Genomic DNA, 23,475 nt, shown 5'->3' with positions numbered 1-23,475 from the left:
GAAGTTTAGGTAAAAAGAATAAGATGCCATGACGGCATCTTATTTTATCACTTCTTTATTTCCCATATAAGGACGTAACACCTCAGGAATGATCACTGTTCCATCCTCTTGTTGATAGTTTTCTAAAATGGCTGCAACAGTTCTTCCTACTGCTAAACCAGATCCATTTAATGTGTGCACATGTTCTGGCTTGGCTTTAGGCTCAGGGCGGAAACGAATGTTTGCTCGTCTCGCTTGGAACGCTTCAAAGTTACTGCAAGAAGAAATTTCACGATACGTATTTTGGCTTGGAATCCATACTTCGATATCGTATTTCTTCGCAGCCGTAAAGCCTAAATCTCCTGTACACATGCTCATGACACGGTATGGCAGGTTCAATAATTGAAGAACTTTTTCTGCTTGGTTTGTTAGTTTTTCTAATTCTTCATAAGAATCTTCTGGTCTGACAAATTTCACAAGCTCTACTTTGTTAAATTGGTGCTGACGGATGAGTCCGCGCGTATCTCTGCCAGCAGAACCAGCTTCTGATCTAAAGCAAGCACTAAACGCTGCATAATTGATTGGCAGCTGCTCTCCTTCAAGAATTTCGTCACGGTGCATATTCGTAATTGGCACTTCAGCCGTTGGAATGAGGAAATAATCTTCTTCTCGAATTTTAAAAGCATCCTCTTCAAACTTTGGAAGCTGTCCAGTTCCTGTCATGCTTGCTCTGTTGACCATATAAGGTGGTAGTACTTCAGTAAAACCAAATTCATCTACGTGTAAATCCAGCATAAAGTTATAAAGTGCACGCTCTAGCCGTGCTCCTAGCCCTTTATAAAAAACGAAACGGCTTCCTGTCACTTTTCCTGCACGTTCAAAATCCAAAATTTTCAGTTCATCCGCTACATCCCAATGCGGCTTTGGTTCAAATGAGAAGGCTGGCTGTTCGCCCCATTTTCTCACTTCAATGTTGTCATCTTCTGTTTCACCGACTGGTACAGAGTCATGAGGGATGTTTGGAATTGAGAATAGGATGGTTTGCAGGCTTTCCTCTACTGTTCTTAATTCATCATCTAACTTCTTAATCTCATCGCCTACCTCACGCATTTCTTGAATAATGTGATCGGCTTCTTTCTTTTCTCTTTTTAGAACAGCCACTTGCTGTGATACTTCATTTCTTCGGCTCTTTAATACTTCTGTTTTGCCGATTAATTCTCTTCTTTTTTGATCCAGTTCACCAAACTTATCAAAATCCGCTAAATCTTCGCCTCGATGGGCTAATTTTTCTTTGATTTGATCAAAATCCGTGCGCAGTTGTTTAATATCCAGCATGTGTAACACTCCTTTTTTATCGAAAAATAAAAAGAGCCCTCATCCCATGAAAGGGACGAGAGCTCTCGCGTTGCCACCCTGATTGAAAACACGCCAAAAGCATGCTTTCCTCTTTCCTCTGTAACGGCATCACCGTAAATGCTTACTTCGTGTTTCAGCATTTCGCTCAAGGATGGATTCAGAATGCATCTTTCACCGATTCTCACCAACCATCGGCTCTCTGAGAAAGAGGGGCTTCTTACTATTTCCCGTCAACGCTTTTTCGATCTTTGATTGTGATTTTAATGTACTATAAGTTTTATCTCTTTTCAACCGTTTTATACAGCAAGCTTCGTTTTATAGGACTCCACCATCTCAACAAACAGCTGTGTTAACCGATGGTCGTCTGTCAGCTCTGGATGAAAAGAACAACCTAAGATATTGTTTTCTTTCGCCATCACAATCCTGCCGTCATACTCAGCCATGACCTCTACGCTCTCATCTGCGCTGATGATATGAGGCGCACGGATGAACACTCCTGTAAACGGCGCATCCAGTCCTTTCACTTCTACATCTGCTTCAAAGCTGTCTACCTGTCTGCCAAACGAATTACGTGCAACAGATACATTTAACAGTCCAAGATGAGCATCTTCTCGATCTTCTATATGCTTTGCCAGCATAATCAAACCGGCACAAGTCCCAAATATCGGTTTACCTTGAGCAGCGAACGCTTTAATCGGTTCAATGAATTGGTACGTATCCATGAGTCTTCTCATCGTCGTACTTTCACCACCAGGGATAATGAGACCGTCAACAATTTCTAACTCCTCTACCCGCTTGATGATCTTTCCCGCTGCGCCACAAGCTTCAATCGATTGAATATGCTCTCTCACCGCTCCTTGAAGCCCTAGTACACCAATTGTTAGCATGTTCGTTTGCGCTCCCTTAATTACCAGCCACGCTCTTGCATACGCTCTTCTGGCAATAGATTTGAAATTTCAATTCCTTTCATCGCTGTTCCAAGCTCTTTAGAAAGCTCTGCAATTAGACGGTAATCTGTGAAATGAGTCGTTGCTTCTACAATCGCTTTTGCAAATTTAGCTGGATTGTCTGATTTGAAGATACCAGAGCCGACAAATACACCATCTGCTCCAAGCTGCATCATTAATGCTGCATCTGCTGGTGTCGCAACACCTCCAGCAGCAAAGTTTACAACTGGCAATTTGCCTTCTTTTTTAATTTGAAGCAATAATTCATAAGGTGCGCCTAAATTTTTGGCTTCTGTCATCAATTCATCTTCACTCATTGCCGCCACTTTACGAATTTGAGCATTGACCTTTCTCATATGACGAACAGCTTCTACAATATTTCCTGTACCAGGCTCACCTTTTGTACGCAACATAGATGCACCTTCTGCAATACGACGAGTCGCTTCACCTAGATCACGGCAGCCACATACGAAAGGAACCGTGTATTCATTTTTATTTAAATGGAATTCCTCATCTGCGGGCGTCAGCACTTCACTCTCATCAATATAATCAACACCAAGTGCTTCAAGAACACGAGCTTCCACGATGTGGCCGATACGTGCTTTTGCCATGACTGGAATCGTTACTGCATTTTGTACTTCTTCTACGATTCTTGGATCTGCCATACGGGCAACACCGCCTGCTGCACGGATATCAGCTGGTACCCGTTCTAGTGCCATTACTGCCACTGCGCCTGCTTCTTCTGCGATTTTTGCCTGCTCAGCATTGACGACATCCATAATGACGCCACCTTTTTGCATTTCTGCCATTCCACGTTTTACTCGTTCAGTTCCCTTATTGCTCACAATTGTTTCCTCCCATTTGTCTATTCGATTGATTCAACACCTTTATCATACAAGCGATAGAGTATAACAATAAAGAGAATAGTATAACAATTCAATTAGCTCATAAAAAAGAAGAAACCCTTATATATCAAGGTTTCATAGTTAAAAAAGCATCACTCCCTCTTTTAAGTGTTATTAACATGTTATAATACATCTATAACAATCTGAAACCATCTATAACAATTCCACACCCATTGGAGGATTTTCATGCATATTGATATCCATCGACATTCAGATACATCTCTTTCGAATCAGATTTACTTTTCCATCGTTGATCACATTCAATCAGGTCTGCTTCAGCAAGGCGATAAGCTGCCGACTGTACGTGATCTAGCGAAACAGCTGAATGTAAGTCTTGTCACAGCAGCAAAAGCATATACACGGCTTAAGGACGACGGATTTTTAACGACTGTACAAGGGAAAGGTACATTTGTGAATAAGCAGCATGAGCAAACCGACATCCCGGTTCAATCATCTACTTCTTACGATTGGCAGTTATCGATCCCAGATTATTTACCGAGGTCTCAATTCGCTCAGTATCACTATGTCGAAGAAGCCATTAATCTTTCTTCCTCTATGATTGATCCTGGTCTTTTACCTAACCGGTATTTAGAAAAAGAAATGCAGCATGTCCTAGCCCGGCATCCTCAAATCATGTCAAAATACGGTGAAATCCAAGGTGACCTTCAGCTTCGTCAGGTCATTCAATCATTTCTAGAAAAATTAGATGTTCCTTCTACTCCTGAAAATATCCTTGTCACTAGCGGTTCTCAGCAAGGACTTGATTTAGTGGCACGTACATTTATCGGGCCGGATGATGTAGTTGTCATGGAGGCGCCCACTTATCCAGGCGCAATTGATGTCTTTATGGGGAGGGGGGCACGAATTATTACGGTTCCTGTCGATCATGAAGGAATGAACATGAAACAGCTTCAAAGCATTTGTGATAAATATAAACCAAAGCTCATCTATACCATTCCTACTTTTCACAGTCCTACAGGTGCTAGTATGTCGATGAAACGAAGAAAACAGCTGCTTTTACTGGCACAAAGCATTGATTGTCTCATTGTAGAAGATGATCCTTATCGTGAGCTTTATTTTGAAAAGAAACCGCCGGCACCCATTAAAAGCCTAGATCACGATGGACACGTCATTTATTTACGAGGATTAAGCAAGACACTGGCTCCAGGATGCAGAATTGGAATTATTACAGCGTCAGGCTCTATATTTAACCGTTTATTAGCTGCAAAAGCCAATAATGATTTAGGGAGCCCACTTCTCACTCAAAAAGCGATCTTACCGTTTCTCACTTCCAAGAAAATGATCGATCATACGAAAAAATTAAGAACTGCCTTGAAGGTGAGACGCGATTTGATGATGGATGTGTTGACAAAGCATGCGCCAAAGGACGTCACGTGGCAAATCCCACAGGGCGGGCTCAATTTGTGGCTTAGCTTTCCTTCCTGGGTCGATACACGTGCCCTATTACATGAGGCACGGAAGCAACAAATCACCTTCCTGCCTGGCTCTGTCTGCTATCCTGGGGAGCCGAAGCAGAATTATATACGTCTCAGTTTTTCTTATGTGAATGAAAAGGCACTGACGGAAGGTATGGAAAAGTTATGTGGTATTTTTCAGCAGGCATTGTCTTCACCTCAAAACCACAAACAATCTCTTTTCTTTTAACGATAAAAAAACTGCTCTCATATATAGAGAGCAGTTTTTTTATTAGAACCAACCTTTTACTGTGTCGACGATTCCGCCCCAAATGCCAGCGAAGAATCCACCTACACCACGCATTGCAAGGATGAACCAGTTTGCTTTTTCATCACCTGTTTTCGTCACAAGCTCAACACCTGATTGGTCTTTACTCAAATAGCCGTAGTCCTTCTCATCACCAGAATAAGAAGTCGTCAGCATGCCAACCTTTGTTCCTTTTTTAATAGGAGCTTCTAGGTTCTTTTTATCAATATTTACTTTCGCTTTATAGCTCTTCTCGTCACCATTTTTAACCGGTACAGAGAAAGCTTCTTTCGTCACGACGGGTACTTCTTTATCTTTCCCTTTATCGACTTCGATGTTTTCATGTCCCTTGATTTGTTGGCCTTTTTTGTACATTTCTTTCATCGTGAAGTTTTTAAAGGCATAATCGAACAATTTTTTCGCCACATCAAAACGAGCTGTATGAAGATTTCCTTTAGCATTCAGGACAACTGCGATCACACGCATGTCACCACGTTTTGCTGTACCTGTGAAGCTAGAACCAGCTGAATCAGTAGATCCCGTTTTCAGACCGTCTACGCCTTCATATTCTTTCACAAGTCCTTTAAGCATAAAGTTCCAGTTTGGCATGTCCATTTCGTCATCTGTGCCTTCTCTGAACTTTGTTTTCGCGATGCTTGCTGTTTCAAGAATTTCTGGATGATCTTTGATGAGATGCTGTGCAAGCAAAGCCATATCCTTTGCGGAAACTTCGCTTTCTTCATCAGGTCCCGTACCTTTAGGCTGTTTGCCATGTAAGTCTTTATTTTCTAATCCAGTTGCATTCACGAATTTGTAATTGGTTAAGCCAAGTTCTTTTGCTTTTGCATTCATTTTTTCAACAAACTTTGATTCTGATCCAGCGATTACCTCTGCTAGACCAATTGCTGCTGCATTTGCTGAATAAATAGCCGTTGCTTGATAAAGTTCTTTGACAGTATACGAACCATCTTTTCTCAATGGAACATTGGATAAACTGCGGTCCTGAGAAATTTCGTACACGTAATCATCTGGCGTATATGTTTGATCCCATTTCACTTTGCCTTCAGCAATTGCCTCTAGTAATAGATACTCTGTCATCATCTTTGCCATACTTGCAATAGGCAGTCTTTGTTCTGCGTTTTTACTATAAAGAATTTTACCTGTAGAAGCTTCAATAAGGATGGCTGCTTTCGCATTCACATTGAATGGATCTTCAGCCGCTTTTGCTTTGGACATTGGGGTAAATGCAGTAACAATCAATGCCAATGCAAGGATAGAGACCATAAGCTGTTTCAACATCTTGCTGTTCAATCGTCATACCTCCGTATTCATCTTTTTTCGACGTTTTTCATATATATTTAATCCACAAGGGCTTATTTCGACACAACAGTATAAATTTTATCACAATAAAGACAAAAAAAATAGACAGAGTCATAGACCCTGTCAAATGTAATTTGATTGTCACAATTTATCAAGAAATTGTGTAGTTTGGTGATTCTTTTGTAATTTGTACATCATGTGGATGGCTCTCACGAAGACCTGCACCTGTCATGCGAATGAATTGTGCTTCTTCTCTAAGAGTACGTAAGTCCTGTGTTCCACAGTAGCCCATACCAGAGCGAATACCGCCAACAAGTTGATAAACAGTGTCAACAACTGGTCCTTTATACGGTGTACGTCCTTCGATACCTTCTGGAACGAATTTTTTATTATCTTCTTGGAAGTAACGATCTTTACTTCCTTTTTCCATTGCAGCAACAGAACCCATACCACGATATACTTTGAAACGTCTACCTTGGAAAATTTCTGTTTCTCCTGGGCTTTCAGATGTACCAGCAAGAAGGCTTCCCAGCATAACAGCATGTCCACCAGAAGCTAATGCTTTCACGATATCACCTGAATATTTAATTCCACCATCTGCAATAATAGATTTACCATGTTTTCTTGCTTCTGTTGCACAGTCATAAATCGCTGTGATTTGTGGTACACCGACCCCTGCAACAACACGTGTTGTACAAATCGATCCTGGTCCAATACCCACTTTTACAATATCTGCTCCAGCTTCAAACAATGCTTTTGTTGCTTCAGCTGTTGCAACGTTACCAGCAATGATGTTAAGAGAAGGATACGTTTCACGGATTTTCGATACAGTGTCTAGAACACCTTGAGAATGACCGTGTGCTGTATCAATGACGATCACATCAACATTGGCTTCTACTAATTTTTTCACACGAGTCATTGTATCGCCAGTGACACCTACAGCGGCACCAACAATTAAACGGCCATGTGCATCTTTAGAGGAGTTAGGGAATTCAATCACTTTTTCAATATCTTTGATGGTGATGAGACCTTTTAATGTTCCTTCGTCATCTAAAAGAGGTAATTTTTCAATTTTATATTGCTGAAGGATTTTTTCAGCTTCTTCTAATGTTGTTCCAACAGAAGCTGTCACAAGTTCCTCTTTTGTCATCACGTCGCTAATCTTCATTGAATAATCCGAAATAAAACGAAGGTCACGGTTCGTAATAATCCCAACAAGCTTTTGATCTTGTTCGTTATTAACAATCGGTACACCAGAAATACGATATTTACCCATTAAATGTTCTGCATCGAATACTTGATGATCCGGTGTTAAGAAAAATGGATTTGTAATAACACCACGCTCTGAACGTTTTACTTTGTCCACTTGTTCAGCTTGCTGCTCAATAGACATGTTCTTATGGATGATTCCAAGACCACCTTGACGTGCCATTGCAATCGCCATTTGCGATTCCGTCACAGTATCCATTCCTGCACTAATAATTGGAATGTTCAGCTTTAAAGTGCTTGTTAACTCAACTGATAAATTGACATCACGCGGAAGCACCTCAGACTTTGCTGGAACAAGCAACACATCGTCAAACGTCAAACCTTCTTTTGAAAATTTACTTTCCCACATTAGTAAATCCCCCTCTTTTCGGCAAAATATTATATGTAGATTATCAACTAGGAAACAGCATGTCAAGGAAGCAACAAACAGTTGCAATTTTTAGAAAATATAAAGAGAGTTGAGGAAGAAGATGAAAAGTTCAGGATGGAAGGATTTAAAACGTTTTTACTCACTTGAAACTTCCCAAAAGTTTCTATTTCAACAGTACGAGAAACGGAACATTCAGGAGGCAAACCAGCAGGCCTATAAAAACTGTGAACGATTTATTTACTTTTTAAAGCACGGTCATACATTTTATGACCAAGCCGCATCAGCTCCGCTTGAACTAAAACCGATTTTATTGTTTTATGGAATGGCACAGCTGTTAAAGGCATGTTTGCTGACAGTGGATCCCGACTATCCTTCTCAAACCTCTGTCTTAGCTCATGGTGTCACCTCAAGAAAAAGAAAGAAGCAACATTATCGTTTTAGTGAGGATGAAGTCAAGATTCAGCGAAACGGATTATGTATGCATGTATTAAAGCACTTATTTCATTTAAATGGTCTTGAAGATGAACGATTTACGATGATCAATCTCCTTTCAAAAATACCTGAAATGGGTCATATTCTGGAGTTTCAAAAACAACCCTCTACTTTAGTGAAAATAGAACAAGCAAATGGCATGTTGATTCAAGATCATATTCCCTTGCTCTATAACATGTCTGCCGAACGTTTTATTGAATATTTTGAGTTCCATACAACTTGGAAGCTTAAGCAACGAGAAGCTAAAAAACTAACATTTGATGTATTTTCAGAAGAAAACCCTGCTCTTGCTACTCATCTTCATTATGATTTAGAAATGAATCAATGGTTCATTCCATCAACGCGAGATGCCTTTTTAGGGATTCCTGAGATCATCAGCCATTACTTGTTAATGTATAATCTCAGTATGATTGCCCGCTACGAAACAGAATGGTGGTACGAGCTTTTATCTCAATACATTAGTGATGATTATGTCATGATTGAACGTTATATGGAGATTGCCGAGGACAAGTTTCCGGCTTATATCATGATGCTGCTAGAAGAAAACACAAAAAAGACCAGTTCCGATTGGAACTGATCCTTTGAAAAGCTTGGCGGCGTCCTACTCTCACAGGGGGAAACCCCCAACTACCATCGGCGCTGAAGAGCTTAACTTCCGTGTTCGGTATGGGAACGGGTGTGACCTCTTCGCTATCGCCACCAAACCTGATGGAGAGAATGTTCTCTCAAAACTAGATAACAATGTTCATTTTTCACATTAGAATATAGGTTAAGTCCTCGATCTATTAGTATCTGTCAGCTCCACGTGTCACCACGCTTCCACCTCAGACCTATCAACCTGATCATCTTTCAGGGATCTTACTTCCTTGCGGAATGGGAAATCTCATCTTGAGGGGGGCTTCATGCTTAGATGCTTTCAGCACTTATCCCGTCCGCACATAGCTACCCAGCGATGCCCTTGGCAGAACAACTGGTACACCAGCGGTGCGTCCATCCCGGTCCTCTCGTACTAAGGACAGCTCCTCTCAAATTTCCTGCGCCCGCGACGGATAGGGACCGAACTGTCTCACGACGTTCTGAACCCAGCTCGCGTACCGCTTTAATGGGCGAACAGCCCAACCCTTGGGACCGACTACAGCCCCAGGATGCGATGAGCCGACATCGAGGTGCCAAACCTCCCCGTCGATGTGGACTCTTGGGGGAGATAAGCCTGTTATCCCCGGGGTAGCTTTTATCCGTTGAGCGATGGCCCTTCCATGCGGAACCACCGGATCACTAAGCCCGACTTTCGTCCCTGCTCGACTTGTAGGTCTCGCAGTCAAGCTCCCTTGTGCCTTTACACTCTGCGAATGATTTCCAACCATTCTGAGGGAACCTTTGGGCGCCTCCGTTACATTTTAGGAGGCGACCGCCCCAGTCAAACTGCCCACCTGACACTGTCTCCCTGCCCGATAAGGGCAGCGGGTTAGAAGGTCAATACAGCCAGGGTAGTATCCCACCGATGCCTCCACCGAAGCTAGCGCTCCGGTTTCCAAGGCTCCTACCTATCCTGTACAAGCTGTACCAACATTCAATATCAGGCTGCAGTAAAGCTCCACGGGGTCTTTCCGTCCTGTCGCGGGTAACCTGCATCTTCACAGGTACTATAATTTCACCGAGTCTCTCGTTGAGACAGTGCCCAGATCGTTGCGCCTTTCGTGCGGGTCGGAACTTACCCGACAAGGAATTTCGCTACCTTAGGACCGTTATAGTTACGGCCGCCGTTTACTGGGGCTTCAATTCGCACCTTCGCTTACGCTAAGCGCTCCTCTTAACCTTCCAGCACCGGGCAGGCGTCAGCCCCTATACTTCGCCTTACGGCTTCGCAGAGACCTGTGTTTTTGCTAAACAGTCGCCTGGGCCTATTCACTGCGGCTTCTCGGGGCTTTAACACCCTAAGAAGCACCCCTTCTCCCGAAGTTACGGGGTCATTTTGCCGAGTTCCTTAACGAGAGTTCTCTCGATCACCTTAGGATTCTCTCCTCGCCTACCTGTGTCGGTTTGCGGTACGGGCACCTCTCACCTCGCTAGAGGCTTTTCTTGGCAGTGTGGAATCAGGAACTTCGCTACTAAATTTCGCTCGCCATCACAGCTCAGCCTTCACGGGAAACGGATTTGCCTATTTCCCAGCCTAACTGCTTGGACGCGGATATCCAATACCGCGCTTACCCTATCCTCCTGCGTCCCCCCATTGCTCAAATGGTGAGGAGGTGGTACAGGAATATCAACCTGTTGTCCATCGCCTACGCCTTTCGGCCTCGGCTTAGGTCCCGACTAACCCTGAGCGGACGAGCCTTCCTCAGGAAACCTTAGGCATTCGGTGGACGGGATTCTCACCCGTCTTTCGCTACTCATACCGGCATTCTCACTTCTAAGCGCTCCACCAGTCCTTCCGGTCTGACTTCACTGCACTTAGAACGCTCTCCTACCACTGTTCGTAAGAACAGTCCGCAGCTTCGGTGATACGTTTAGCCCCGGTACATTTTCGGCGCAGAGTCACTCGACCAGTGAGCTATTACGCACTCTTTAAATGGTGGCTGCTTCTAAGCCAACATCCTGGTTGTCTAAGCAACTCCACATCCTTTTCCACTTAACGTATACTTTGGGACCTTAGCTGGCGGTCTGGGCTGTTTCCCTTTCGACTACGGATCTTATCACTCGCAGTCTGACTCCCAAGGATAAGTCATCGGCATTCGGAGTTTGACTGAATTCGGTAACCCGGTAGGGGCCCCTAGTCCAATCAGTGCTCTACCTCCGAGACTCTTACCTTGAGGCTAGCCCTAAAGCTATTTCGGAGAGAACCAGCTATCTCCAGGTTCGATTGGCATTTCACCCCTACCCACACCTCATCCCCGCACTTTTCAACGTGCGTGGGTTCGGGCCTCCATTCAGTGTTACCTGAACTTCACCCTGGACATGGGTAGATCACCTGGTTTCGGGTCTACGACCACGTACTCATGCGCCCTATTCAGACTCGCTTTCGCTGCGGCTCCGCATCTTCTGCTTAACCTTGCACGGGATCGTAACTCGCCGGTTCATTCTACAAAAGGCACGCCATCACCCGTTAACGGGCTCTGACTACTTGTAGGCACACGGTTTCAGGATCTATTTCACTCCCCTTCCGGGGTGCTTTTCACCTTTCCCTCACGGTACTGGTTCACTATCGGTCACTAGGGAGTATTTAGCCTTGGGAGATGGTCCTCCCGGATTCCGACGGAATTTCACGTGTTCCGCCGTACTCAGGATCCACTCTGGAGAGAACAACATTTCAGTTACAGGGCTGTTACCTTCTTTGGCGGGCCTTTCCAGACCTCTTCGCTTATATCGTTCCTTTGTAACTCCGTATAGAGTGTCCTACAACCCCAAGAGGCAAGCCTCTTGGTTTGGGCTGTTCCCGTTTCGCTCGCCGCTACTCAGGGAATCGCATTTGCTTTCTCTTCCTCCGGGTACTTAGATGTTTCAGTTCCCCGGGTATGCCTTCTCATACTCTATGTATTCAAGTATGGATACTACTCCATTACGAGCAGTGGGTTTCCCCATTCGGAAATCTCCGGATCAAAGCTTGCTTACAGCTCCCCGAAGCATATCGGTGTTCGTCCCGTCCTTCATCGGCTCCTAGTGCCAAGGCATCCACCGTGCGCCCTTTCTAACTTAACCATTTCTTACTTTAGAAAGAATCACTATGTGTGATGAACTTTGCATTGCATTCAATGTGAATGTATTACTTATTGTTATCTAGTTTTCAAAGAACACGTTGGTGGAGCCTAGCGGGATCGAACCGCTGACCTCCTGCGTGCAAGGCAGGCGCTCTCCCAGCTGAGCTAAGGCCCCGATTTAATAGAAGATGGTGGGCCTGAGTGGACTCGAACCACCGACCTCACGCTTATCAGGCGTGCGCTCTAACCAGCTGAGCTACAGGCCCATCTTTCATATCGAAGATATGATGTTGTAGGATCTTTTGCAAGTTCCTTCAAAACTAAACAAGACGAAAAACGTACGCTGCTCCATATATCCTTAGAAAGGAGGTGATCCAGCCGCACCTTCCGATACGGCTACCTTGTTACGACTTCACCCCAATCATCTGCCCCACCTTCGGCGGCTGGCTCCATAAAGGTTACCTCACCGACTTCGGGTGTTGCAAACTCTCGTGGTGTGACGGGCGGTGTGTACAAGGCCCGGGAACGTATTCACCGCGGCATGCTGATCCGCGATTACTAGCGATTCCAGCTTCACGCAGTCGAGTTGCAGACTGCGATCCGAACTGAGAACAGATTTGTGGGATTGGCTAAACCTTGCGGTCTCGCAGCCCTTTGTTCTGTCCATTGTAGCACGTGTGTAGCCCAGGTCATAAGGGGCATGATGATTTGACGTCATCCCCACCTTCCTCCGGTTTGTCACCGGCAGTCACCTTAGAGTGCCCAACTAAATGCTGGCAACTAAGATCAAGGGTTGCGCTCGTTGCGGGACTTAACCCAACATCTCACGACACGAGCTGACGACAACCATGCACCACCTGTCACTCTGTCCCCGAAGGGAAAGCCCTATCTCTAGGGTTGTCAGAGGATGTCAAGACCTGGTAAGGTTCTTCGCGTTGCTTCGAATTAAACCACATGCTCCACCGCTTGTGCGGGCCCCCGTCAATTCCTTTGAGTTTCAGTCTTGCGACCGTACTCCCCAGGCGGAGTGCTTAATGCGTTAGCTGCAGCACTAAGGGGCGGAAACCCCCTAACACTTAGCACTCATCGTTTACGGCGTGGACTACCAGGGTATCTAATCCTGTTCGCTCCCCACGCTTTCGCTCCTCAGCGTCAGTTACAGACCAGAGAGTCGCCTTCGCCACTGGTGTTCCTCCACATCTCTACGCATTTCACCGCTACACGTGGAATTCCACTCTCCTCTTCTGCACTCAAGTTTCCCAGTTTCCAATGACCCTCCCCGGTTGAGCCGGGGGCTTTCACATCAGACTTAAGAAACCGCCTGCGAGCCCTTTACGCCCAATAATTCCGGACAACGCTTGCCACCTACGTATTACCGCGGCTGCTGGCACGTAGTTAGCCGTGGCTTTCTGGTTAGGTACCGTCAAGGTGCAAGCAGTTACTCTTGCACTTGTTCTTCCCTAACAACAGAGCTTTACGATCCGAAAACCTTCATCACTCACGCGGCGTTGCTCCGTCAGACTTTCGTCCATTGCGGAAGATTCCCTACTGCTGCCTCCCGTAGGAGTCTGGGCCGTGTCTCAGTCCCAGTGTGGCCGATCACCCTCTCAGGTCGGCTACGCATCGTCGCCTTGGTGAGCCGTTACCTCACCAACTAGCTAATGCGCCGCGGGTCCATCTGTAAGTGACAGCCGAAACCGTCTTTCATCCTTGAACCATGCGGTTCAAGGAACTATCCGGTATTAGCTCCGGTTTCCCGGAGTTATCCCAGTCTTACAGGCAGGTTACCCACGTGTTACTCACCCGTCCGCCGCTAACATCCGGGAGCAAGCTCCCTTCTGTCCGCTCGACTTGCATGTATTAGGCACGCCGCCAGCGTTCGTCCTGAGCCAGGATCAAACTCTCCGAAAAAGTACAAAACCGAAGTTTTGCTTTTCGCCAGTTTGACTGACTACCTATGATGTATCATAGGATTTTTTTATAAAAACTCGAATTAACAGGTACGTTTTGTCTTGTTTAGTTTTCAAAGAACTTGTTTGTCACTCTCTCAAAGCGACCACTTAAATATATCATATATCTCTATCAATAGTCAACATTTTTCTTGAAAAACATTTTATTTTTTTAAGAAGTTTTTGTTATGAAAGAGATAAAAAATAGAGCCTCTTTTTGCTCCTTTGAAAGATTAACACATATCTATGAAAAAAGCATTATAAACTTCAAAAAAAATCATGTTTTTTCAAAAAAAAATAAAGCCGGTGAAAAACCGGCTTTATCTTTACTCAGATTGCTCTTGATCTGACTCTACATTTTCTACGTTTTCTTCACTATTCTCTTCATCGTCTCCTGGTGATTGTTCTACTAATGCCACTGTAGCGACATGTTCATCATCACCTAGACGGATCAGGCGGACACCTTGAGTGACTCGGCCTGTTGTGGAGATATCTGAAACGGCCATACGGATGATGACACCACTGCCTGTGATAATCATCAAGTCTTCTTCAGCTTCAGCGTTAGTCGCCTTCACTGCAACAAGCGGACCGTTGTTGTCAGTGATCTTGCAAGTTTTCAGACCTTTACCACCACGGCTTTGGACACGATATTCTTTTTCAGGCGTTAATTTACCATAACCTTTTTCAGTTACGATCAATACGTTTGCATCTGGCTCAAGGATTTCCATTCCAACGACGATGTCATCCTCAGAAAGTGTGATCCCTTTAACTCCAGCTGCTGTACGTCCCATTTCACGAACATCTGTCTCGTCGAAACGAATGAGCATTCCTTTTTTCGTTCCGATGATGATTTGTTTTTCACCATTGGTTAAACGAACAGCCATCAATTCATCTTCATCACGCAGGCTGAGTGCAATCAAACCGTTGTTACGGATGTTTGCAAATTGAGACAATGACGTTCGTTTCGATACACCGTGTCTTGTTGTAAAGAAGAGATACGAATCTTCATCAAATTCGCTGACTGGAATAATGGCGTTTATCCACTCTCCCTTTTCTACTTCAAGAAGGTTAATAATCGGAATCCCTTTCGCTGTTCGTCCAAATTCAGGGATCTCATAGCCCTTCGCTCGATAGACCTTCCCTTTATTAGAGAAGAAGAGAATCGTATCGTGCGTAGATGTTGAGATCAGCTGTTCAACGAAATCATCTTCGTTGGTTCCCATTCCTTGTACACCTTTACCGCCTCTTTTTTGACTGCGGTATGTTGATGCAGGCAGGCGCTTAATATAACCATTATGAGTCAGTGTGATCACTATATTTTCAACAGGAATCAAATCTTCGTCTTCGATTGTTTCTATACCCGCTGTCACAATTTCTGTGCGGCGCGTATCATTGAAGCGTTCTTTGATTTCTGTTAATTCTTCTCTAATGATTTCTAGAACTTTCTCATTGTCTGCTAGAATGGCTTTCAATTCAGCAATCAATTCAACAAGCCCTTTGTATTCATCTTCTATTTTCTCTCTTTCTAAACCAGTCAAACGCTGGAGTCGCATATCGAGAATGGCCTGTGCTTGTTTTTCAGACAAGCTATAGTTTTCCATCAAACCATTTCTTGCAATTTCAGCAGTTTGAGAGCCTCTAATTAAGGCAATGACCTCATCTAAGTGATCAAGCGCAATTCTTAAGCCTTCTAAAATATGAGCTCTTGCTTCCGCTTTACGCAATTCATACGCCGTTCTTCGACGAATGATCACTTTCTGATGCTCAAGGTAATATTCAAGACATTGTTTGAGAGACAACACTTTCGGCTGTCCATCAACAAGTGCAAGCAAGTTAATACCGAAGGACGTTTGAAGTGTCGTTTGTTTATAAAGATTGTTTAATAGAACATGGACGTTTGCGTCTCTTCGTAGTTCAATGACAATTCTCATTCCATTACGGTCAGATTCATCACGAAGATCTGTAATGCCATCAATCTTTTTATCACGGACAAGATCAGCGATTTTTTCGATCAAACGAGCTTTATTAACCTGGTAAGGAATCTCGTTGATGATAATGCGCTGCTTACCACTAGATGTTTCTTCGATATTTGACTTTGCACGTAATGTAATAGAGCCGCGTCCTGTTTCATACGCTTTACGAATACCGCTTCGGCCAATGATTTGTCCCGCAGTTGGGAAGTCTGGACCTGGAATGATGTCCATTAGTTCCTGTGTCGTCATATCAGGATTTTGACTAATTGCCAATACCCCATCAATCACTTCACCTAGTTGGTGAGGCGGGATATTCGTTGCCATCCCTACAGCGATTCCAGTTGCCCCGTTCACTAATAAGTTCGGGAACCTAGCAGGCATAACGACTGGCTCTCTTTCACTGCCATCGTAGTTATCTTGATAATCAATGGTGTCCTTTGTGATATCACGCAGGATCTCCATCGAAATTTTAGAAAGACGTGCCTCGGTATAACGCATGGCTGCTGCACCGTCTCCATCGACAGAACCAAAGTTCCCGTGCCCTTCAACCAGCATATTACGATAGTTGAAATCTTGCGCCATTCGAACCATCGCTTCATATACAGCGCTATCACCGTGAGGGTGGTACTTACCGATAACTTCCCCAACGATACGTGCAGATTTCTTAAATGGTTTATCACTTGTCATACCTAGGTCATTCATCGCATACAAAATTCTTCGATGCACGGGCTTCAATCCGTCTCGCACATCTGGTAATGCACGCGAAACAATAACACTCATTGCATAATCTAAAAAGGACGTACGCATTTCATGGCTAATATTCACTTCGCGTACATTTGGTGTATGTTGTTCACTCACTATAAGAACCTCCCTTTACGTATCACATGAAATAAATTATGTGGGAGTAAAATATGTATTTATCTTCACAAGACTATTCTCCATTATATCAATAATCTTGCCTTTATACACATTTATTTACTAGAAAATCAACGAAACGCAGAAAACCAGGACATTCGTTTCACGCCCCTGTTTCTTGAAAAACAACCTTATTCCAAACAAGAAATAAGGTTGCTCTCAAGGGGGAATACCTATCTAAATATCAAGATTTTTTACGTATTGTGCATTTTCTTCGATAAAGTTACGTCTCGGCTCTACTTTATCTCCCATTAGCATTTCAAAAGTCTCATCAGCATCGATTGCATCCTCAAGTGTCACTTGAAGAAGTGTTCTCGCATCAGGATCCATTGTTGTTTCCCAAAGCTGAGTAGCATTCATCTCTCCAAGACCTTTATAACGCTGAAGTCCAGGTTTCGGTGTTTGAGGCAGTGTTTTTAACAGTTCATCAAGCTGTTTATCGTTATACACGTATTCAACACGCTTTCCTTGTTGCACTTTATATAAAGGCGGCTGTGCAATATACACATAACCGTTTTCAATGATTTCACGCATGTAGCGATAGAAGAATGTTAGGAGTAGCGTCCGAATATGCGCTCCATCAACATCAGCATCAGTCATGATCACAATTTTGTGATAACGTGCTTTCTCTAAAGTGAAGTCTTCTCCGATTCCAGTCCCTAGCGCTGTAATCATTGAACGAACCTCGTTGTTGGATAAAATTTTATCTAGTCGGGCTTTTTCAACGTTTAGGATCTTCCCTCTTAACGGTAAGATCGCTTGGAAATGTCGATCACGACCTTGCTTAGCAGATCCGCCCGCAGAATCTCCCTCTACGATATAAAGCTCAGAGATGGAAGGATCTTTAGAAGAACAGTCTGCCAGTTTCCCAGGCAAGCTAGAGACTTCCAGTGCACTTTTACGTCTTGTCAGCTCACGTGCCTTTTTGGCAGCCATTCTTGCACGAGCTGCCATCACACCTTTCTCCACAATTTTCTTTGCAGCATCAGGGTTCTCTAGGAGGAATTTCTCAAGTGCTTCGGAGAAGAGGGAGTCGGTAATGGTTCTTGCTTCTGAGTTACCGAGCTTTGTCTTCGTTTGTCCTTCGAATTGAGGGTCTGGATGTTTGATAGAGATAATGGCTGTTAAGCCTTCTCGTACATCTTCACCGCTCAAATTCGAGTCACCATCTTTGAATACGCCATTTTTACGAGCATAATCATTGATCACACGCGTCAGACCTGTTTTAAAGCCTGCTTCATGTGTTCCGCCTTCATACGTGTTGATATTGTTAGCGAAGGAATAGATGTTGCTTGTATAGGAATCGTTATATTGTAATGCCACTTCAACCGTGATTCCGTCTTTTTCGCCTTCGATGTAAACAGGTTCTTCATGAACGACTTCCTTCGAGCGATTCAAATGTTCTACATAGCTCTTAATACCGCCTTCATAGCAGTATTCGTTTCTTCGCTCTTTACCTTCGCGTAAGTCTTCAATGATGATGTTGACGCCTTTTGTTAAGAAAGCTAACTCACGTACACGGTTAGCAAGTGTGTCGTAATCAAATTCAATGGTTTCAGTGAAAATTTCTGGATCTGGCACAAAATGAGTGGTTGTCCCTGTTACATCTGTTTCACCAATGATCTCTAAATCTCCAACTGGAACACCGCGTTTGAATTGTTGATAATGAATTTTCCCATCACGATATACAGTCACGTCTAAGGTCGTAGATAACGCATTAACAACAGATGCCCCTACGCCATGCAAACCGCCAGATACTTTATAACCGCTGCCGTCAAATTTACCACCAGCGTGAAGAACCGTCATAATCACTTCTACAGCAGGACGTCCCATTTTCTCATGAATCCCAACAGGAATTCCGCGGCCGTTATCTTTCACTGTGATGCTATTATCTTTTTCAATTTGCACTGTAATGTCTGTACAATAACCAGCTAAAGCCTCATCAATACTGTTGTCGACAATTTCCCATACAAGATGGTGAAGTCCTTTTGCACTGGTTGACCCAATGTACATTCCTGGACGTTTTCTAACCGCTTCTAGTCCTTCGAGCACCTGTATCTGATTTTCATCATAACTATTATGTTGCTGTTCCATTGCCACGTACATTCACCTACACTTTTCTTAAACGATATATTTATATGAATTGAGCTTTTAGACTTCAATTTCAATCACAAATGAAGCACGTTTTTTGAGCGTGCTTGAGGAAAGAGGAGAGTAATACACGGATTCAGTTGTGACGACGATGGATTTGGGTGTCCCTTGTGACAACGAAATGATTTGTTCTTCTTGTTTTTGAAGAAATTCCTCTACAACAGAAGATGACCTCATTTTGTAATCAACAATTGCGACAATCTCTCGTGTAGAAACAACACAATCATCACCTAAATGAATATACAAGACCCACACCTCATTTATCAGTCAATTACTTTTCCACTGGCTACTCTGAAAATTTCCGCTTCTTTCAAGGTGGCGTGATCGATGCCTTCAACACTTGTTGTGGTGACGAAGGTCTGTACACGTCCCTGAATGGTATGGAGCAAATGAGACTGTCTGTAATCATCAAGTTCAGATAAAACATCATCGAGTAGAAGAATTGGGTATTCACCGATTTCTTCATGAATCAGATCAATTTCTGCCAGCTTTAGTGAAAGAGCTGTTGTTCTTTGCTGCCCTTGAGAGCCATATGTCTGAACATCCCGACCATTCACAAAGAAAAGAAGATCATCTCTGTGAGGCCCCCATAGCGTCACCCCTCGGTCTATTTCTCTGTCTCTTAGTTTCTGAAACGATTCTTCATAGCTATTTTTTATTTTCGACAAGTCTGACGCTTCTGATACCTCTATGGCCGTCTGGTATTGGAGCGTGAGCGTTTCCAGCTCTCTTGAAATCCCAAAATGCAGCGGCTGCGCCCATTTTTCGAGCTGTTTCGTAAAAGTCAGTCGTCTTTTGACAACCTTCGCTGCCGCATCAATCAACTGCTCTGTTAAAATCTCCAGCATCGCTTGATCCGTTTGCTTTCTTGTTTGCAATTGTTTCAAGTAATGATTTCGCTGAGTGAGGATTTTTTGATAGAGCGATAAATCATGCAAGTAGACAGCAGACACTTGTCCAATCTCCATGTCGAGGAATCTTCTGCGGATTTGCGGGCTACCTTTCACAAGGCTGAGATCCTCTGGTGCAAACATGATGGTGTTCAAGGCACCAACATAATGACTGAGTTTCTGTTGTTCAATGTGATTGACCTTGCCCTTTTTTCCTTTTTTTGAGATCACGAGCTGCATGGGGAGTGGACCATTTTTTTTGATGACTCTACCTTCTATTTTAGCATAGTCTTCGTCCCATCGGATAAGTTCTTTATCATTTGACGTACGATGAGACTTTGCCATCGACAATACATAGATCGCTTCCATCAGGTTCGTTTTACCTTGGGCGTTCTCACCAATCATCACATTCACCTTATTGTCGAATTGAAGCTCGGTGTGTTCATAGTTTCGGTACGAAGTTAACGCCAGACTTTGAATGTACATGTATTGTCACCCGTTTCTAATTCACAACTTGAAATGTGCCGTGACCTTCTATCTCGACAACATCACCTGGGTATAATTTGCGTCCCCGTCTATTATCTGGCTCTTGATTGATGAACACCTCATGTTCACTTAAAAACCACTTCGCCATTCCACCAGATTGAATGACTTCCGCTAATTTCAAAAACTGCCCTAATGTAATCATTTCTGTTTCAATCGTTATCAGATTAGGCATTGTATCGACCTCTTTCAATATCACTAATATCTAATTGTACTAAAAAACAAGACAAGAAGGAAAGGGGGAAAGCGAACTGGGATGAAAGAAAGCTGAGAAAACGAGGAAAAAAGCTGCTGTGCGCTCACACAGCAGCCATTTTAGACCAAATTAATACGTTCTAACTGGAAGAATCAATTGCAAAATGGAATCATCATTTGGCGTGCGTAATAGGAATGGTCTCATTGCGCCAGTGAAACTGACATGAATCTCTGTTCCCTCTAATACTTTTAAAGCATCAAGCATATATTTCGGGCTGAAAGAGATTTTGAGATCCTCCCCTTTAATGTCATCTGCTTGCACCGTTTCAACTACTTTACCGATTTCAGGCGAATTAGAAGAGATTTCAAGGCTTTGCGCAGGATCAGCAGAAAGCTTCACAACGTTGTTACGCCCTTCTCTTGCTAAAAGTGACGCGCGATCAATCGCTTGAAGGAATTCTTTCGTATTCACCACTACATCCGTTTTACTTTCTTGCGGAATGAGGCGAGCTGTATCTGGGTAATTACCATCCAGCAATCTTGAGAAGAATAGCACGTTCTGTGCTTTAAAGAGAACCTGTGTCTCCGTAATGACGATGCTCACAAGATCTTGTCCATCATCAAGAATTTTACTTAGCTCTGTTAAACTCTTTCCTGGAATGACAACATTGTACGAGCTTTCCTCGTTAATATCCAACTTCGCTTTTCTTAAAGCAAGACGATGGCTATCCGTTGCTGTGCATATTAATTGACCTTTTTCAACCTTCCAGTTTACACCTGTCAAGATAGGTCGTGTTTCTGAGGTGGACACTGCGAAAACCGTTTGACGGATAAGGTTTTTAAGCAAATCTGTTGGAATTTGAAAAGCATGATGCTCTTCAATTTGTGGCAGATGCGGATATTCTTCAGCATCTAAGCCGTTTAAATTAAATTCTGCTGAACCAGAGCGGATGATGGTCAGATGATTTTGTTCTACCTCAATTTCGACTGTAGACATAGGCAGTTTCTTAACGATTTCGCTAAAGAAGCGGGCTTGCAGCACAATACTTCCTGGTCGATCAATTGTAATGACTTCTAAATCTCCATCTCTTTGAGGAATAAAAGATTCGATTGAGATATCAGAATCACTCCCTGTGAGAGAAACCCCTTCATCAGATGCAACAATTTTAATCCCTGTCAAAATAGGAATCGTTGTTCTAGAGGATACGGCCTTTAATACATCTTGGACACTTTCAACAAGACGATCTTTTTGAATCGTGAATTTCATAGTGGTCCTCCTAATTTTTCTTAATGACATGTATATATATTTATTTAATAAAAATCGTAGAAGTACTAGTAGGGCTTGTGAATATGTGGATAAGTCAGTAGAAAGAAAGGAAAGACAGCCTATCCACATGTGGACAGACTGTGTATGACTATGCTCTAGTTATTCACATTTTCCCGTACTTATTATATCAGCTAGGTTATTTTAATTGTTCTTTTATTTCTTTGACATGCTGCTGAAGCTGTTCATCCTCAACCATTAATTTCGAAATCTTCTCATGAGCATGAATGACAGTCGTATGATCACGACCTCCAAATTCTTCTCCTATTTTAGGCAGAGAGGAGTCGGTCATTTCTCTAGAGAGATACATGGCAATTTGTCTTGGATAAGCAACTGACTTCGTACGTTTCTTCGCTTTGAAATCTTCTAATCGAATATTAAATTGCTGCCCTACAATTCTTTGAATATCTTTAATTGTAATCACCTTAGGTTTTGATGAAGGAATGATGTCCTTTAGGGCTTCAGCTGCTAGATCTGCATTGATGTCTTTATTAATTAAAGAAGAGTAAGCAACAACACGAATCAAAGCACCTTCCAGTTCCCGAATGTTGCTGTCGATTTGATTGGCAATATAAAGCATGACTTCATTCGGAATGTCTAAACCTTCTGCTTTTGCTTTTTTACGTAAGATCGCAATACGCGTTTCTAGATCTGGCGGGGTAATGTCTGTAATTAAGCCCCATTCGAATCGAGAGCGTAATCTGTCTTCAAGTGTCGGAATTTCCTTTGGCGGCCGGTCACTAGAAATGACGATTTGCTTACTTTCTTCGTGAAGTGTGTTGAATGTATGGAAAAACTCTTCTTGTGTTTGTTCTTTTCCTGCTAAAAATTGAATATCATCTATCAAAAGCACATCTACATTCCGATAGCGATTACGGAAATCGACTGCTTTGTTGTCCCGGATTGAGTTGATAAATTCATTTGTAAATTTTTCAGATGATAGATAGACCACTTTTGCTGATGGATTATGGTCGATGACGTAATGACCGATCGCATGCATTAAGTGAGTCTTTCCTAAACCAACGCCCCCATAAATAAAAAGCGGGTTATATGCTTTTGCTGGTGCTTCTGCGACTGCAAGTGAAGCTGCATGAGCAAAACGGTTGCCTGAACCAATAACAAAAGTATCAAATGTATATTTTGGATTCAGCATATTTTGTGGAATTTCAACGGGTTCTTCTTTCGACATTTTTTTGATTGGAGATTTTGGCATGGCTTCCTCTTCGTCCTGATTTTGAGGAATGATAAATTTGATGCTGAGCTCTTCGCCTGTCAGTTCATAGATGGTATCTGCAATTAAGTGAAGGTATCTTGACTCGAGCCAGTCCCTCGCAAATTCATTAGGTGCAGTAATAGTCAGCGTATCTCCTTGAAGAGAATGGGCTTTAGTGGACTTCATCCATGTTTCAAAACTAGGTTTGCTCAATTTTGTCTCTATTTTTTGAAGTGCTTTATTCCACAGATCCAAAATATTTTCCAT

Annotated in this window: 14 protein-coding genes, 2 tRNA genes, 3 rRNA genes and 1 other annotated feature; of the genes, 2 read left to right on the top strand and 17 right to left on the bottom strand. The window is 43.1% G+C overall.

Features of this window, described 5'->3' with window-relative positions:
- Nucleotides 1–39: 39 nt before the first annotated feature.
- The 3 genes from serS to pdxS form a co-directional block, all read right to left on the bottom strand.
- Complete coding sequence (gene serS / locus MHH31_RS00095) at nucleotides 40–1,314, bottom strand: serine--tRNA ligase (protein WP_096880875.1); 1,275 nt, start codon at nucleotides 1,312–1,314, stop codon at nucleotides 40–42.
- 48 nt (nucleotides 1,315–1,362) lie between these two features.
- Nucleotides 1,363–1,578: a binding site (T-box leader), on the bottom strand.
- 53 nt (nucleotides 1,579–1,631) lie between these two features.
- Nucleotides 1,632–2,222, bottom strand: a complete 591-nt coding sequence (gene pdxT / locus MHH31_RS00090) for a pyridoxal 5'-phosphate synthase glutaminase subunit PdxT (RefSeq protein WP_008342030.1) — start codon at nucleotides 2,220–2,222, stop codon at nucleotides 1,632–1,634.
- Between the two features lie 20 nt (nucleotides 2,223–2,242).
- A complete protein-coding gene (pdxS, locus tag MHH31_RS00085; protein WP_008342033.1) occupies nucleotides 2,243–3,127 on the bottom strand; it encodes a pyridoxal 5'-phosphate synthase lyase subunit PdxS in 885 nt (294 codons plus the stop codon).
- A 246-nt stretch (nucleotides 3,128–3,373) separates the two neighbouring features.
- On the opposite strand from pdxS, the gene MHH31_RS00080 reads away from it, so the two are divergent.
- Nucleotides 3,374–4,852: a PLP-dependent aminotransferase family protein gene (locus tag MHH31_RS00080; RefSeq protein WP_277687468.1), complete on the top strand. Its 1,479-nt coding sequence runs from the start codon at nucleotides 3,374–3,376 to the stop codon at nucleotides 4,850–4,852.
- A 42-nt stretch (nucleotides 4,853–4,894) separates the two neighbouring features.
- Here the strand turns inward: MHH31_RS00080 and MHH31_RS00075 are convergent, their stop codons facing one another.
- A complete protein-coding gene (locus MHH31_RS00075; protein WP_008342036.1) occupies nucleotides 4,895–6,220 on the bottom strand; it encodes a D-alanyl-D-alanine carboxypeptidase family protein in 1,326 nt (441 codons plus the stop codon).
- A 160-nt stretch (nucleotides 6,221–6,380) separates the two neighbouring features.
- Nucleotides 6,381–7,847, bottom strand: coding sequence for an IMP dehydrogenase (gene guaB, locus MHH31_RS00070; protein ID WP_008342039.1), 1,467 nt, complete (start codon nucleotides 7,845–7,847; stop codon nucleotides 6,381–6,383).
- A 121-nt stretch (nucleotides 7,848–7,968) separates the two neighbouring features.
- Between guaB and MHH31_RS00065 the strand changes: the two genes are divergently transcribed.
- Nucleotides 7,969–8,937 carry a YaaC family protein gene (locus MHH31_RS00065; protein ID WP_144668620.1) on the top strand — a complete coding sequence of 323 codons (969 nt, stop codon included), beginning with the start codon at nucleotides 7,969–7,971 and terminating at the stop codon, nucleotides 8,935–8,937.
- A gap of 11 nt (nucleotides 8,938–8,948) precedes the next feature.
- Here the strand turns inward: MHH31_RS00065 and rrf are convergent.
- From rrf to dnaA, 12 genes are all read right to left on the bottom strand, one after another.
- Nucleotides 8,949–9,064, bottom strand: a 5S ribosomal RNA gene (rrf, locus tag MHH31_RS00060).
- Between the two features lie 61 nt (nucleotides 9,065–9,125).
- Nucleotides 9,126–12,056 (bottom strand): 23S ribosomal RNA (locus MHH31_RS00055).
- Between the two features lie 98 nt (nucleotides 12,057–12,154).
- A tRNA-Ala gene (locus tag MHH31_RS00050) sits at nucleotides 12,155–12,230 on the bottom strand.
- A gap of 14 nt (nucleotides 12,231–12,244) precedes the next feature.
- Nucleotides 12,245–12,321: transfer RNA gene (locus MHH31_RS00045), tRNA-Ile, on the bottom strand.
- A 96-nt stretch (nucleotides 12,322–12,417) separates the two neighbouring features.
- Nucleotides 12,418–13,966: ribosomal RNA gene (locus MHH31_RS00040) — 16S ribosomal RNA — on the bottom strand.
- The 16S, 23S and 5S rRNA genes sit together here with 2 tRNA genes alongside, the layout of an rRNA operon.
- 364 nt (nucleotides 13,967–14,330) lie before the next feature.
- Nucleotides 14,331–16,835, bottom strand: coding sequence for a DNA gyrase subunit A (gyrA, locus tag MHH31_RS00035; RefSeq protein ID WP_173407664.1), 2,505 nt, complete (start codon nucleotides 16,833–16,835; stop codon nucleotides 14,331–14,333).
- 234 nt (nucleotides 16,836–17,069) lie between these two features.
- Nucleotides 17,070–18,986, bottom strand: a complete 1,917-nt coding sequence (gyrB, locus tag MHH31_RS00030) for a DNA topoisomerase (ATP-hydrolyzing) subunit B (protein ID WP_024718422.1) — start codon at nucleotides 18,984–18,986, stop codon at nucleotides 17,070–17,072.
- A gap of 57 nt (nucleotides 18,987–19,043) precedes the next feature.
- On the bottom strand, nucleotides 19,044–19,289 hold the full coding sequence (locus MHH31_RS00025; RefSeq protein WP_008360920.1) for an extracellular matrix/biofilm biosynthesis regulator RemA family protein: 246 nt from the start codon (nucleotides 19,287–19,289) through the stop codon (nucleotides 19,044–19,046).
- 17 nt (nucleotides 19,290–19,306) lie between these two features.
- The gene (recF, locus tag MHH31_RS00020) at nucleotides 19,307–20,419 is read right to left on the bottom strand and encodes a DNA replication/repair protein RecF (protein ID WP_007497487.1); all 1,113 of its coding nucleotides are present in this window, start codon (nucleotides 20,417–20,419) and stop codon (nucleotides 19,307–19,309) included.
- Between the two features lie 16 nt (nucleotides 20,420–20,435).
- Nucleotides 20,436–20,651: a S4 domain-containing protein YaaA gene (gene yaaA / locus MHH31_RS00015; RefSeq protein ID WP_008347598.1), complete on the bottom strand. Its 216-nt coding sequence runs from the start codon at nucleotides 20,649–20,651 to the stop codon at nucleotides 20,436–20,438.
- Nucleotides 20,652–20,801: 150 nt separating this feature from the next.
- Nucleotides 20,802–21,938 (bottom strand): DNA polymerase III subunit beta, encoded by a 1,137-nt coding sequence (dnaN, locus tag MHH31_RS00010; protein WP_039169040.1) that lies wholly within the window; start codon nucleotides 21,936–21,938, stop codon nucleotides 20,802–20,804.
- A gap of 196 nt (nucleotides 21,939–22,134) precedes the next feature.
- The gene (gene dnaA / locus MHH31_RS00005; protein ID WP_024718426.1) at nucleotides 22,135–23,475 is read right to left on the bottom strand and encodes a chromosomal replication initiator protein DnaA; all 1,341 of its coding nucleotides are present in this window, start codon (nucleotides 23,473–23,475) and stop codon (nucleotides 22,135–22,137) included.

It is taken from the genome of Bacillus sp. FSL K6-1033 (assembly GCF_038630765.1).
GTDB classification, from domain to species: domain Bacteria; phylum Bacillota; class Bacilli; order Bacillales; family Bacillaceae; genus Bacillus; species Bacillus altitudinis.
Note: the sequence above shows the minus strand (reverse complement) of the source record. Positions and strands in the feature narration are given on the sequence as shown.